The organism is Mycobacterium gallinarum (genome assembly GCF_010726765.1).
GTDB classification, from domain to species: domain Bacteria; phylum Actinomycetota; class Actinomycetes; order Mycobacteriales; family Mycobacteriaceae; genus Mycobacterium; species Mycobacterium gallinarum.
Map to the genome: position 1 here is coordinate 6,007,440 of NZ_AP022601.1, position 13,325 is coordinate 6,020,764.

The 13,325-nt window shown below is 65.5% G+C and carries 13 protein-coding genes; 5 read left to right on the forward strand and 8 right to left on the reverse strand.

The features are described from left to right. Positions 1 to 4: 4 nt before the first annotated feature. On the forward strand, positions 5 to 376 hold the full coding sequence (locus tag G6N42_RS29435; RefSeq protein WP_174262193.1) for a DUF4345 family protein: 372 nt from the start codon (positions 5 to 7) through the stop codon (positions 374 to 376). 38 nt (positions 377 to 414) lie between these two features. Here the strand turns inward: G6N42_RS29435 and G6N42_RS29440 are convergent, their stop codons facing one another. Together G6N42_RS29440 and G6N42_RS29445 are read right to left on the reverse strand one after the other, a co-directional pair. Continuing rightward, positions 415 to 1,527, reverse strand: coding sequence for an Rv3169 family protein (locus tag G6N42_RS29440; protein ID WP_163736508.1), 1,113 nt, complete (start codon positions 1,525 to 1,527; stop codon positions 415 to 417). After that, on the reverse strand, positions 1,527 to 2,660 hold the full coding sequence (locus tag G6N42_RS29445) for a phosphotransferase family protein (RefSeq protein ID WP_163736510.1): 1,134 nt from the start codon (positions 2,658 to 2,660) through the stop codon (positions 1,527 to 1,529). Before G6N42_RS29445 ends, G6N42_RS29440 begins: the two co-directional genes overlap by 1 nt. A 46-nt stretch (positions 2,661 to 2,706) precedes the next feature. On the opposite strand from G6N42_RS29445, the gene G6N42_RS29450 reads away from it, so the two are divergent. Next, positions 2,707 to 3,309 carry a TetR/AcrR family transcriptional regulator gene (locus G6N42_RS29450; protein ID WP_163736513.1) on the forward strand — a complete coding sequence of 201 codons (603 nt, stop codon included), beginning with the start codon at positions 2,707 to 2,709 and terminating at the stop codon, positions 3,307 to 3,309. A 5-nt stretch (positions 3,310 to 3,314) separates the two neighbouring features. Then, entirely contained in the window at positions 3,315 to 3,998 is a 684-nt protein-coding gene (locus tag G6N42_RS29455) for a PIG-L deacetylase family protein (RefSeq protein ID WP_163736516.1), read from the forward strand. On the opposite strand, the gene G6N42_RS29460 is transcribed toward G6N42_RS29455, so the two are convergent. Genes G6N42_RS29460 through G6N42_RS29470 form a run of 3 tightly spaced genes read right to left on the reverse strand, consistent with a single transcriptional unit; the run spans position 3,995 to position 6,023 of the window. Beyond that, positions 3,995 to 4,771 carry an enoyl-CoA hydratase gene (locus tag G6N42_RS29460; RefSeq protein WP_163736519.1) on the reverse strand — a complete coding sequence of 259 codons (777 nt, stop codon included), beginning with the start codon at positions 4,769 to 4,771 and terminating at the stop codon, positions 3,995 to 3,997. The two genes, G6N42_RS29455 and G6N42_RS29460, sit on opposite strands and share 4 nt — an antisense overlap. Further along, entirely contained in the window at positions 4,768 to 5,415 is a 648-nt protein-coding gene (locus G6N42_RS29465) for an HXXEE domain-containing protein (protein WP_163736522.1), read from the reverse strand. The genes G6N42_RS29460 and G6N42_RS29465 overlap by 4 nt, the downstream gene beginning before the upstream one ends. Positions 5,416 to 5,417: 2 nt before the next feature. After that, positions 5,418 to 6,023 (reverse strand): TetR/AcrR family transcriptional regulator, encoded by a 606-nt coding sequence (locus G6N42_RS29470; RefSeq protein WP_197905567.1) that lies wholly within the window; start codon positions 6,021 to 6,023, stop codon positions 5,418 to 5,420. A gap of 129 nt (positions 6,024 to 6,152) precedes the next feature. Here G6N42_RS29470 and G6N42_RS29475 point away from each other — a divergent pair, with 129 nt between their 5' ends. Next, positions 6,153 to 7,640, forward strand: a complete 1,488-nt coding sequence (locus tag G6N42_RS29475) for an FAD-dependent monooxygenase (RefSeq protein WP_163736525.1) — start codon at positions 6,153 to 6,155, stop codon at positions 7,638 to 7,640. Beyond that, on the forward strand, positions 7,637 to 8,236 hold the full coding sequence (locus tag G6N42_RS29480; RefSeq protein WP_163736528.1) for a TetR/AcrR family transcriptional regulator: 600 nt from the start codon (positions 7,637 to 7,639) through the stop codon (positions 8,234 to 8,236). Before G6N42_RS29475 ends, G6N42_RS29480 begins: the two co-directional genes overlap by 4 nt. Before the next feature lie 22 nt (positions 8,237 to 8,258). Here the strand turns inward: G6N42_RS29480 and nuoN are convergent, their stop codons facing one another. From nuoN to nuoL, 3 genes are read right to left on the reverse strand one after another with little or no spacing between them, the layout of a single operon-like run. Next, a complete protein-coding gene (gene nuoN / locus G6N42_RS29485) occupies positions 8,259 to 9,836 on the reverse strand; it encodes an NADH-quinone oxidoreductase subunit NuoN (protein WP_163736530.1) in 1,578 nt (525 codons plus the stop codon). Beyond that, entirely contained in the window at positions 9,833 to 11,416 is a 1,584-nt protein-coding gene (locus tag G6N42_RS29490; protein WP_163736534.1) for an NADH-quinone oxidoreductase subunit M, read from the reverse strand. Before G6N42_RS29490 ends, nuoN begins: the two co-directional genes overlap by 4 nt. Then, positions 11,410 to 13,320 (reverse strand): NADH-quinone oxidoreductase subunit L, encoded by a 1,911-nt coding sequence (nuoL, locus tag G6N42_RS29495; protein WP_163736537.1) that lies wholly within the window; start codon positions 13,318 to 13,320, stop codon positions 11,410 to 11,412. The genes G6N42_RS29490 and nuoL overlap by 7 nt, the downstream gene beginning before the upstream one ends. Between the last annotated feature and the right edge of the window lie 5 nt (positions 13,321 to 13,325).

The window sequence follows — 13,325 nt, forward strand, 5'->3', positions numbered from 1 at the left end:
TACCGTGACGATCGCGGTCATCGCCGTAATCGGCGTGTTCTTCGCGGGCATGGGCTGCTATGCGCTCGCGGTCCCGGACGCGATCATCCGTCCGTTCGACATCACCCTCGGGTCGGCGGCGGCGCGCTCGGAGGTCCGCGCGGTCTACGGCGGGTTCGGGCTCGCGATCGCGGGGGTGCTCGGATACGCGGTGGTTGCCGACGGCGCCGTTCGTACGGGCATCCTGATCGCCGTCGGCGCGGCGCTGGCCGGCATGGCGTTCGGCCGCCTGGTGTCAGCGGTGCTCGACGAACGAACGGCGTTCTACCCGAACTGGTTCTACTTGCTGGTCGAAGCCGTCGCCGCGGCCGCCCTCTTTGCGATTTCGGTGCGCTAACGATCGCTGAGCGACTGTTCGCGCACCCAAATCACTGATTACGGGGCGACGGTGAGCCAGTCGGCGAAACCGGACGGGTCGTGGCGACCGAGCGCGCCGTGCTCGAACAGGCCCCAGCCCTCGACGGACTTGCCGTTCTCGACGCACACCGCGCGGCCCACGTGGTCGATGACCCCGAAGCCCGCACGCCCGACGATCGCCGGATCGGTCATGTCGTAGGTGAGGCGTTCGGTGAACTTGTCGCCCTTCCACATGCCGTGCAGCCAGTCCGAATCGCCGCCGTAGCCGCCACCGACGTGGATAGGCACCGGCAGCTTGGATTCCACGTCGAAACGCACGGGGGAGCCGTCCTGCGCGGTGGCCTCGATCGTCGCGCCGGTCGGGATACGCGTGCCCGAGGTGTAGTGGATCTTGACTCTCGGCCAGCCCATCTGCTCCACCCGCCCGTCGCGCCAGATCCGCGTGACATCGTTGAGGCTGCGGAACCCGTTGGGCTCCTCCTGGATGATCAGGCAGATCGCGAAGTCGTCGAACGCCATCGGCACGTACAGCCACCACATGCCCTCGAAGGGCGGATCCGCCGGCCGTCCCGCGGGTTCGGCCTCACCGATCGGCCGGATACCCCAAGAACGATCACGGCTGCCGATCCAGACATCGGGATCGACCTTGATCTCGTCGCCGTCGATGGCGATCGACCCGGCCCAACTGCCGACCTGGGCGAACCGCTGCGCGTCCAGCGTCACGCGCGTCCCCGACCGAAGCACGTGGCGCTGTTCCTGGATCACATCGAAGAGCCCGTTCCAGGTGAGGTCGACGGCGATGCCGTCGGTCTCCTCGAGGATGATCCGCAATTTGTGCAGCGGTTCGCTGACCTCGACGCGGTAGCCCAGCACATGCTGGTTCAGCCGGTCCTGGTCGATGCCGTCACTGAGATGGACGGCAGTCTGGGTGTCACCGCGGCGGACGAGGACGAATGCGTCCTTGACGCCGAGGTTGGGGTAGTAACCGATGCCGGTGATCAGGAAGATGTCGCCGGTGCGGTCGTGAGCGTTGTAATACGAGCGGTCGTAGAAGTTCCGGTCAGACGCCCCTGGCCACGAAATGGGTTGCGGGATCTGGTGGATAGGAAATTCGTCGGTGGGGCCGAGCATCAGGCGTCATCTCCAATGAGTCGTTTGAGTACAGAGCCGTGGTAGAACAGCGATTCGATGTCCTCGGGTGCTTCCATCTCGCCGAAGCGGACCCGCCGCGCGGTGGTCCGCATGAAAACGCAGCACCAGATCACGCCGGAGTACACGTAGAACCATTTCAGGTCGCCCAGCTCGACGCCGCTGTGCTGGGAGTAGACGGCGCGCACGTCCTCTTCGCGCATGACGTCGGGCAGTCCGGGCAGGCCAGCCAGTCCGGCCAGCTCCTGAAAGACCATGTGAGCGAAGATAATCCATGCCACGTCCATCTCGCGCGGACCAAGCGTGGCCATCTCCCAGTCGAGTACGGCGGTTGGTTTGAATCCGTCGTAGAGCACATTGCCGATGCGGGAGTCGCCCCACACCAGAACGGGATCGGTGGCGGCGACGTCCTCTGGCCAGTTCGCCTCCAGCCACTCGAGGGAGCGCTCCACCAGCGATGAGGTGCCGATGTCGGGAACTGCGAACTGGTACCAGGACTTCAACCAGTTGAAGTTGCGCCGCAACGCGTTTGGCTCCGACCCGTCGTCGAGAAAGTCGAACACCTTTTCCGGCTCGGGGATGGCATGCAGCTTGGCGATCACCTCGACGGTGCTGTCCTGCAGTTCGCGCTGGTTCTCGTAGGGCGCGTCGGCAAACCAGTTGCCGCCGAACGTATATGGCATCACATCGGGTGGCACGCGTCCGTCGACGTAGTCCATCAGGAAGAACTGCGTGCCCAGCACCGAGCCGGTGGCTTCCAACCAGCGCACCGGGGGGACCGGCACATCGGTCTTCTCACCGACGATGCGGATGACGTCGAACTGATGGTCCATGCGGTAGGACGAGAACACCGGTACGTCCTGCTTGGCGGGGGCGACCCGGGCTACGAACTTCTGCTCGCGGCGTTCGCCGTCCTCGTCCCAGCGGCCGGTCAGGATGATGGTCTCCGACGACATCCCGTTGGAGTCCACCCCGCTTTCCACGGTGATCTCGGGAACGGCCCCGCCGGGCATCACAGTCGACAGCCATTGCGACATCACCTCGGGTAGCGCGGTCAGGTCGCGGCTTGAGTGTTCTAGACGGCTGATGTCTTCGACAGCCGGTTCGCTTGGCATCAGAACTGTTCCTTCGGCCGGTAATTACGATACGATCCGTAGCGATATGAAATCAGACGCGTCGATCGTTGACAAGACCCCGGGCGCCGGGCGGCCCCGCGATCCACGCATTGACGCTGCCATACTTCGCGCCACCGCCGAACTACTTGTGGAAATTGGCTATTCGAATCTCACGATGGCCGCCGTTGCCGAGCGGGCGGGCACCACCAAGACGGCGCTGTACCGCCGGTGGTCGAGTAAGGCGGAGCTGGTGCACGAGGCGGCCTTTCCCGCAGCGCCCACTGCGATCGAGACGCCGCCCGGCGACATCACCGCCGACATCCGCGCGATGATCGACGCCACCCGAGAGGTGTTCACCAGCCCGCTGGTGCGCGCTGCGCTGCCCGGACTGATCTCCGACATGTCCGCCGACGCCGATCTCAACGCCCGTGTCATGGAACGCTTCACCGGTGCGTACGCCGCTGTGCGTACCCGATTGGCCGACGCCGTCGTGCGCGGCGAAGTACATGCCGACATCGACCCGGACAGGCTCGTCGAGGTGATCGGCGGTGCCACGCTGCTGCGGATGTTGTTGTGGCCCGACGAGCCCCTCGGGGCCGACTGGGTTGACCAGACCACCGCGATCGTCGTCCACGGTGTGGTCGCATAGCAGGCGTGGCCGATCTTCAACCGTTCCCTTCCGACTGGGACAGCGCGCTGGTGCTGGTGCCGCATCCCGACGATCCCGAGTACGGCGTCGCCGCCGCAGTCGCCAAGTGGACGGCGTCGGGCAAGACCGTGCGTTACGCGTTGGCGTGCCGAGGCGAAGCAGGCATAGCCGGTATGCCTGCGGAGCAGGCCGGCCCGTTGCGCGAAGGCGAACAGCGTCGCTCGGCCGCCATCGTCGGCGTCGAGCACGTCGACTTCTGGGACTTTCCCGACAGCGACATCCGCAACACGCCTGAACTGCGGGCCAAGATCGCCGAGACCATCAGCGACCTGGCGCCCGATGTGGTCGTCACGATCTACAGCGGCCCTCGATGGGCGCCCGACGCGCCGAATCAGCGCGACCACATCGAGTTCTCCAATGCCGTTGCCGACGCTTACGATTTGCTATCCGACCCGCCACGGTGGTTGTTCGAGAACGGTCCCGACGTGACCCATGCCGAGGTGATCGACGACAGGTGCTACGAGCGGGCAGTCGCCTCGCTCGCCGCGCACGAGGTCTACCTTTCGGCGCTCGACCCGAATACGCCTGTGCTCGAACAGGCGCGCCAGCAGGTGGACATGACCACCGAGCCGCGGCCGGAGTTCAATGGTCACCGCACGGTCGAGTTCATTCTCAAGCGTCCGCGCTAGCCCTCTATCTGACCCTTGTTGCGCTCGGTCACCGCACGGAACCGATCGCCGAGACCAGCGAAATCGCGGCTCTGCGCGTTCGCGATGCTGTCTTCGGCGGCCAGCGCCGGATCGATGACGGCGGCCGCGCCCGTCGTGTAGATCTCCTTGAGCCCCAGCATCGTTGGGCCGGGAACCTCGGCGATCTGCGCCGCCAGCTCAAGCGCCCGGTCGAGAAGACGGTCGTGGGGGACGACCTCGGTCACCAGGCCGATGCGCTCGGCGCGCACCGCATCGATGACTTCGCCGGTCATCGAAAGGCGCCTGGCCATCCCGAGGCCGACGAGCTGGGGGAGGCGTGCCGTCATGCCGCCGCCGGGCAGGATGCCGACGCGGGCGTGCGTGTCGGCGAACACCGCCCGCTCCGATGCGATGAGAAAGTCGCAGCCGAGCGCCATTTCGAGGCCACCGGTGAACACCGCCCCGTTGATCGCGGCGATGATCGGGGTGCGCATTCCCCCGGTGGCCTCGATGCAGCTGTGTGACCGGAATTCCGCGAAGTACTCGGCGCCGAAGCGCTGCGCCTCCTTGAGGTCGACGCCTGCGCAGAAGGCCGGGTCGGCGCCGGTGAGTACGACGGCGCGCACCGAATCGTCGGCGTCGGCGTCGGTCAACGCGGTGTGGGTCGCGCGGATCAGGCCGCGACTCAGGGCATTTCGGGCTTCGGGGCGGTTGAGCGTCAGCACACGGACCGCGCCGATGTCGGTCCGGGCGACGATTTGTGTAGGAGTCATGCCGGCAAACTCGCCTTCTCGTCTGTGCGCTGCCAGCGGCGAACCTGGTAGAAGAACGCCGCGGTGAAGGCCAGGCCGCAGGCGAATGTCACTGCTAGATCGAGACCGGAAACGAGACCGCGCTCGACGTAGAAGTAAGTGATGACCGTGAAGCCGGGGATGTAGAGAACTGCGCCGGTGACCGCGCCGGGGAAGTAGCGGCCTGTCTTCAGAGTCTCGCAAATATGGAAGAACCCGTTGATCAACAGAACTGCGATGAAGAACCACACTGCGGGCAGGTACGTGATGCTGAGGACCAGCACCGCGATGGGATTTAAAAGACCGGCGACGGCGTCAGTCAGGAAAGCTCGACGCGCAGTCAGCGGGCCGTGGGGATCCGCGCTGCCCCACGCGACGCCGTTGAAGTAGCGCAAAAAGCCACCCGGCCAGACGTATTCCTCGATCGTGTGCAGTGTGGCCATCGGCCAGATCAACCAGAACACCCAATCCGGGTCCGTGCGGCGCACAGGATCAATGAGAATGAAGATGCCAAGGGCCACGGCAACGACTGCGCCGGCGGTGTTGAGCCACTGAGTGGCGCGCGTGTACCGGTGATAATCGTCTACCGAGTATCTCGGCGCTTGCGAAGTTGTTGCTGTGGTCATCATTACCTCCTTGGGTGGGATTTCACTCGAACGGCGTGTCCGTCGAGGAAGCGCTGAACGTGGGTGGCTATGTCGACTTCCGGCGGTTGGGGTAACAGACGGCTGACGATGCCGAGATACACCAGCGGTCCGACGAGCGACGCGTAAGCCTGTAGCGGCGGTTCCTTGAGCAGCAGCCCGTCATCCTGGTAGCGCTCGAGCATGGCGGCGACTCGCGCGACTGCGTCCATCGAATGGCCCGCCGCCGCACGCAGTTCGGCATTGGTGGACAGTTCGGAGAGGATCACGGGCAGGGTGAGCCGTCGGCGTCCGGCAGCGTCCCAGATGGCGGCGGCGATGCGCTCGAGATCCGCGTGCAAGTCGCCGCTGTATTCGCCGACCTGATCACCGATGGCAGCGGCTTCGCGCTCGAATGCCGCGGTGATGAGCTTGGCCTTCGAACCAAACCGGCGGAATATCGTCACCTCGTTGACGCCGGCTACTTCCGCAACTCGGCGCGTGGTCAGCGCATGGAACCCACTTTCTTCGGCACACGCGATGACTGCGTCGAGTACCGCGGTCTGCGTTGCATCCCACTCCCGACGCGGCATCACGACCTCCAGGTGCATGTAAGTGCTTGCTTGCATCCGAGATTAGGGCGGAAGGTGGGTGGTGTCAACTGATTGCGGTCTCGCGAGCCACGCTCGGCAGGCGTACATTTAATTACGTACTCGTTCCGTAATGTTTAGGTGACGACGATGACGCAGGTATTGGTTGTAGGTGCCGGACCAACAGGGTTGAGCCTGGCGTGTGCTCTGTTGCAACACGATGTGTCGGTCCGGGTGGTGGACAAAGCGGCCGGCCCGGCCACCACATCGCGGGCGAACTTCCTGCACGCGCGTGGGTCGGAGGTGCTCGACCGACTCGACGCTCTCGGCGATCTGCCGCAGCGATCCGTCCGCGCCATGCAGATCACCAACTTCTTGGGCGACAAGCCGATTGGGCGGATCCGCTTCGGCGACCCAGGTATGAAGACGGCCGCTCCACCGATGGTGATCTCGCAGGCCGAGGTCGAGGCAACACTGCGGGTCCGGCTCTCCGAACTCGGCGGCGCGATCGAGTGGGGAAAGCCGCTGCTCGGCCTACGGCAAGACGCGTCCGAAGTCGTTGCCACCGTTGGAGACGAGGAGACGACGACGGCGTGGCTGGTTGGCTGCGACGGGGCGGGCAGCGCCACCCGCCGGCTCGCCGGTATCGGCTTCCCGAGGGTGAAGATCAGCGAGCGGTTCCTGCTTGCCGACGTCGCATTGGATTGGGATCTGGATCGTTCGGGGACCACTGGCTGGATCCACCCGAGCGGATTGATCGGCGTGATGCCGATGCCCGGGGGGCTGTGGCGTGTCTTCGCGTACGATCCTGGTCAGCAGGCCGACAAGCCGACCGAATCGGAAATCCTTGCTCGACTCGTGCAGATTCTGCCCGAGCGGACCGGCCGTGACGTTCGTGTTCTGGACGCGCATTGGTTGTCGATGTTCACCGTGCACCGCGGGCTGGCCGACACATATCGGCGTGGCCGGGTGCTGATCGCCGGGGACGCCGGCCACATCCACGCTCCCTTCGGTGGGCAAGGGATGCTGACCGGCCCCGGTGACGCGGAGAACCTCGCGTGGAAGCTCGCCCTCGTCGTCGACGGCCGCGCCGACGTGGCGCTGCTCGACACCTATGAATCAGAGCGTCGGCCGCTGGCAACCGAGGTGTTACGCGGCACCAGCGCGGTCACGCGTATCAATGTGGCCCAAAGCCGCATCGGGCGCTTCATCCGCGATCGGGTCGTCGCGCCCATCTTCAAGATTCCCGCCCTTCAACGTTCAGTCACTTCTCGAGCCTCGCAGCTGTGGGTGAGCTACCGACGGGGTCCGCTGGCCGAGACTTCGCTCTTGCAAGGGAAGCTGACAGAAAAGCCCGGACCGGGAGACCGCGTAGCCGACCGGGACTGCTTCCGCGCTGACGGTGCGTCAACACGGCTGTATGTGGAGTTGCGTGGACGGTGGGCGCTGCTGAGCGCCGACGAGTCGCTGATGCAGACCGCCCGTGTGCACTTAGGACATCGAATTGCCTTGTTGCGCAGTGTAGATCACGATAGCTGGTTGGTGCGTCCGGATGGCCACCTGGCCTGGCGTGGTGATGATCGCGATGCGATGCAACGCTGGCTTCGGTCCGCTCTGAAAAGCGGCGGCGTTCGATGATGACCGCCACTCGTGGCCGGCCACGTGACCCCGCACTGGACAAGGCGATCATCACCGCCGCGCTGGACTCGTTCATCGAAAATGGCATCGCGGGGATGAGCATCGAACAGGTCGCCAGGCGCGCGGGCGTCGGAAAGCCGACTGTCTACCGTCGCTGGTCGAGTAAGGAACAGCTCGTCGCGGATGCGATCGAGGCGTTTGTCGCCACCGGAGTGCAATGGCCGTCTCGCGACGAGATCGACGCCGTCAGACCACAGGAGCTGATCCGCCGTAACATCGATACCGCCGCGCGCACCGCCGCCGACGCGAGGTTCCGCGCGCTCGTCGCGCAGATCTACGGGTCTGCGGTGACGCATCCCTTGTTGATGCAGACTTACTGGGACCATTACGTCGGTCCCCGCCGCACATTGGCGATCGCGATGCTCCAGCGGGCCCAAAGCGAAGGCTCGGTCCCACCTGACGCAGATCTCGACGTGCTCGTCGACATGCTGGCGGGCGCCGTCACTTACCGTGTGCTGCAGCCCAATCCGCCCAATGTTCGGCAGATGCGGCGCTACCTCGAATCGGCGTATCGCCAAGTCGGGCTGCTCACCTGAACGCCGAGCGTAGCGCGCGAAGCTAGCGCAGGAATTGATTGGCGGTGTTCGCCAGGTCCAGCAGCGGCTGTGGCAGCGCGCCGAGGGCGAACGTGACGGCCGCGGTGACCGTGACAACGGCGGTGCTGAGCACGCTGGGCACCACGACGGTCGGTGCGTCGTCGGGCGGATCGGTGAAGAACATCAACACGATGACCCGCACATAGAAGTACGCGGCGACGGCGCTGGCGAGCACGCCGACGATGACCAGCGGTATCGCGCCGCCCTCGCCCGCTGCTTTGAAGACCGCGAACTTGCTGACGAATCCGCTCGTCAACGGGATACCCGCGAACGCCAGCAGGAACAGCGAGAAGACCACCGCCACGACCGGATACCGTCGGCCGAGCCCCGCCCAGCGCGCCATCGCGGTGTCTTCTTCACCCGCAGCATTGCGGACCAGGCTCACCACGGCGAAGGCGCCGACGGTGCTGAATCCGTAGGCGAACAGATAGAACAGGGTCGATGACAGGCCGGACTCGTTCTCGGCGATCACACCGGTGAGGATGAACCCGGTATGCGCCACCGCCGAGTAGGCCAGCATGCGCTTCACGTCGGTCTGCGTGATCGCGGTGACGGTGCCCACGACCATCGTGAGAATCGCGATCGCCCACAGGACCGGCCGCCAGTCGTCACGCAGTTCGGGCAGCGCGACGTAGAACACCCGCAGCATCGCACCGAAGGCGGCGATCTTGGTGGCGGCGGCCATGAACGCGGTGATCGGGGTCGGAGCGCCCTGGTACACGTCGGGGATCCACGAGTGGAACGGCACGGCGCCGACCTTGAACAGCACCCCCACCAGCAGCATCGCGGTACCGATCAGGGCCAGTGACGTCTTGCCTGACCCGGCGGATACGACCGCGGCGATCTCACGGAGATCCAGCGTCCCCGAGTAGCCGTACAGCATCGCGGCACCGAACAAGAAGAACGCAGACGAGAAGGCGCCGAGCAGAAAGTATTTGAGCGCGGCTTCCTGCGAGAGCAGACGGCGCCTGCGGGCGAGGCCGCACAGCAGGTACAGGGGCAGCGACAGCACCTCGAGCGCGATGAACATCGTCAGCAGGTCGTCGGCGGCGGGGAACAGCAGCATGCCGCCGACCGCGAACATGGTCAGCGGAAACACCTCGGTCTGGATCACCCCGGCCTTGGTGGCGAGCTGTTCGGCGACCGACCCGGGAATCGCGGACGCCTGCGGCGTGAACCCGTCCAACCCTCGAGATCCGTTGCCGCCCTCCGGTTCTGACCCGATCTGACGTTCGGCGATGAGCAGGATGCCCAGCACCCCGACGAGCAGGATCGTGGCCTGGAGGAACAACGCCGGCTTGTCGATGACGACGGCGCCCATGATCGCGGTGTGGCCGATCGTGCCGTGCAGATCGCGGGCCAGCATCACGACGGCGACCAGTGCGGCGATCAGGCCGCCGAGGCACAGCACCAGCTGAGCGGTGTACCTGCGCTGGCGCGGCAGAAACGCCTCGACAAGGACACCGAGGATGGCCACGCCGAAGACAATCAGCATCGGGGACAGCAGGTCATATTCGACGACGGGCGTTTGCAGGTTCATCGCGTCGGCCCTTCTGCGAACTGAGGAACCGGATCAGGTTGGTCGATGGTGGTCAGCGTGTGAGTGACCGCCGGGTTGATCACGTCCAACGCGGGTTTGGGATAGACGCCCAGCACGATCAGCAGCGCGATGAGCGGTGCGACGACCAGGATTTCGCGTGGGACGAGGTCGCGGAGCTTGTCGTTGCCGTCCTTGACGGGCCCGGTCATCATCCGCTGGTACATCCACAGGATGTAGACCGCGGACAGCACCAGCGCGGTCGACGCGAACACCGCGAATACCGGGTAGCGGGTGAACGTGCCGACCAGTACCAGGAATTCGCTGATGAACGGTGCCAGACCCGGCAGTGACAGGGTCGCCAGGCCTGATACCAGGAAGGTGCCGGCGAGCACCGGTGCGACCTTCTGCACCCCGCCGTACGACTCGATGAGGCGACTGCCCCTGCGCGACACCAGAAATCCCGCGATCAGGAACAGCGCCGCCGTCGACAGGCCGTGGTTGACCATGTACAGCGTCGACCCGGACTGGCCCTGGCTGGTCATCACGAAGATGCCGAGGATGATGAAGCCGAAGTGGGAGATCGACGTGTAGGCGATCAGGCGCATCACGTCGGTCTGGCCGATCGCGACGATCGCTCCGTAGACGATCCCGATCACGGCGAGCGTGATGATCATCGGCCGGAAATACGTTGCCGAGTCGGGGAACAACTGCAGGCAGTACCGCAGCATGCCGAACGTGCCGACCTTGTCCATGATCGCCATCATCAGCACGGCGCTGGCGGGCGTGGCCTCGACCGCGGCGTCGGGCAGCCAGCGGTGGAAGGGCCATAGCGGAGCCTTCACCGCGAACGCGAACATGAAGCCGAGGAACAGCAGATTCATCACGGCCGGATTGACGACGAACTCGCCGCTGGACACCGCCTCGACGATCAAGCGGAAGTCGAACGTGCCCGACTCGAAGGCGTCGCTGCCCGCGGTCACGACGTACAGGCCGATCACCGCGGCCAGCATGACCAGACCGCCGAACAAGTTGTACAGCAGGAACTTCACGGCTGCTTTAGAAGCCTGGGTTCGGCTTCCTCCAGATCCCCCGAAGCCGCCGATGAGGAAGTACATCGGGATCAGCATCGCCTCGAAGAAGACGTAGAACAGCAGGATGTCCAGCGAGACGAGCGACATGATGACCATGCCCTCGACGGCTAGCGTGAGCGCGAAGTAGGCGTGGGTGGAGCGTCCGCCCCAGGCGGCCTGGTCGCTGACGTCGTTCCAGCCCGCGATCAGCAGCAGTGGCACCAGCACCGCGGTGAGGGCGACGATCGCGAGTGCGATGCCGTCCAGACCGAGGATGTAGCCGGTGCCGAATGACGGTATCCACTTATGGGATTCGACGAACTGGTATTGGTCTCCGGCGGGATCGAAGTTGACCGCGAGCAGCACCGTGATGGCCAGCACCACCACCGAGACGATCAGCGCCAGCCACTTGGAGGCCGCGCGCAGCGACGCGGGCAGCAGGATCACGATCGCGGCGCCCACCATCGGCACCACCCACAGCACCGTCAACCACGGGAATGAGGTCACCACAGTTGCACCGCCAGGATCGCGCCGACGACGAGTAAGGCGCCGGCCAACATCGACAACGCGTAGGAGCGGGCGAACCCGGTCTGCAACTGACGCAGCCCGGTGGAGGAGCGGGACACCAGCGCCGCCAATCCGGTTCCCGCGCCGTCGACTACCTCATCGTCGATTTCGACCAACCCCCTGGCGACCAGCTGACCCGGCCGCATGAACAGTTCTTCGTTGAGTGCGTCGCCGTAGAGGTCTCGGCGTGCCGCCACGGCGAGTACCGACCCGGCGGGAACCTCGACGGGAATCTCACGCTTGCCGTACATGCGGTAGGCGATCGCGATGCCGACGGCCACCACGGCCAGGATCACGGTGGTGACCACCCACACCGGGGCGACGTGGTGGATCTCGTGTGCGCCGACGACGGGTTCCAGCCAGTGCTCGAGCGTGCCGCCGATGGCGAACGCCGCGCCGGAGCCGACTGATCCGATGGCCAGCAGGATCATCGGCCACGTCATGACCTTCGGTGACTCATGCGGATGGAACTCGGCTTCTCCCGTCGCTTCGCTCGCCCCCGAAGGCGCCCAACGCTTTTCGCCGAAGAACGTCATCAGCATCACCCGGGTCATGTAGAACGCGGTGATGCCTGCGCCGAGGATCGCCGCGCCGCCCAGGAGGTAGCCCTTGACGCCGCCCGCGCCGAGCGCGGCTTCGATGATGCCGTCCTTGGAGAAGAAGCCGGCCAACGGCGGTACGCCGATGATCGCCAGGTAGCCGAGCCCGAACGTCGCGAAGGTGATCGGCAGCGCCTTGCGCAGGCCGCCGTAGCGGCGCATGTTGACCTCGTCGTTCATCCCGTGCATCACCGAGCCGGCACCGAGGAACAGGCCGGCCTTGAAGAAGCCGTGGGTGAGCAGGTGCATGATCGCGAATGCGTACCCGGCCGGTCCGAGGCCGGCCGCCAGCACCATGTAGCCGATCTGGCTCATCGTCGACGCGGCGAGCGCTTTCTTGATGTCGTCCTTGGCGCAGCCGACGATCGCGCCGAACAGCAGCGTCACCGCGCCGACGATCACGACACCGAGTTGCGCATACGGCGCGAGGTCGAACACCGGGCCGGATCGCACGATCAGGTAGACGCCTGCGGTCACCATCGTCGCGGCGTGGATGAGCGCCGACACGGGTGTCGGGCCCTCCATGGCGTCGCCGAGCCAGGACTGCAGCGGCACCTGCGCGGACTTGCCGCACGCCGCCAGCAGCAGCAGCAGGCCGATCGCGGTGAGCACGCCCTCGCTGACATTCGGCGCGGCGGCGAAGACGCCCTCGAAGGAGATGGACCCGATGTAGGCGAACATCACCATCAGTGCGACGGCCAGGCCGATGTCACCGACACGGTTGACGATGAACGCCTTCTTCGCCGCGGTCGCCGCCGATGGCTTGTGTTGCCAGAACCCGATCAGCAGGTATGACGCCAGGCCCACGCCCTCCCAGCCGACGTACAGCCCCAAATAGTTGTCGGCGAGCACCAGCAGCAGCATCGCGGACAGGAACAGGTTGAGGTAGGCGAAAAAGCGTCGCCGCTCGGGATCTTCGGCCATGTAGCCGATGGAGTAGATGTGGATCAGCGAGCCGACCCCGGTGATGAGCAGCACGAAGCACATCGACAGCTGGTCGAGGTGCAGCCCGAAGTCGACCTGCAGGCCGGCGACGGGCACCCAGCTGAACAACGATTCATGGACGGTGCGCTGTTCGGCGTCGCGACCGAGCATGTCGGTGAACAGCACCGCGCCGACCACGAAGGCGCCGAGTGAGGCCGCGGTGCCCAGCAGGTGGCCCCAGCCGTTCGTGCGCCGTCCGCCCAACAGAAGTATCGTCGCGCCCGCCAGCGGCAGGGCGATAGTGAGCCACACTGGAATCGTCATCGCAC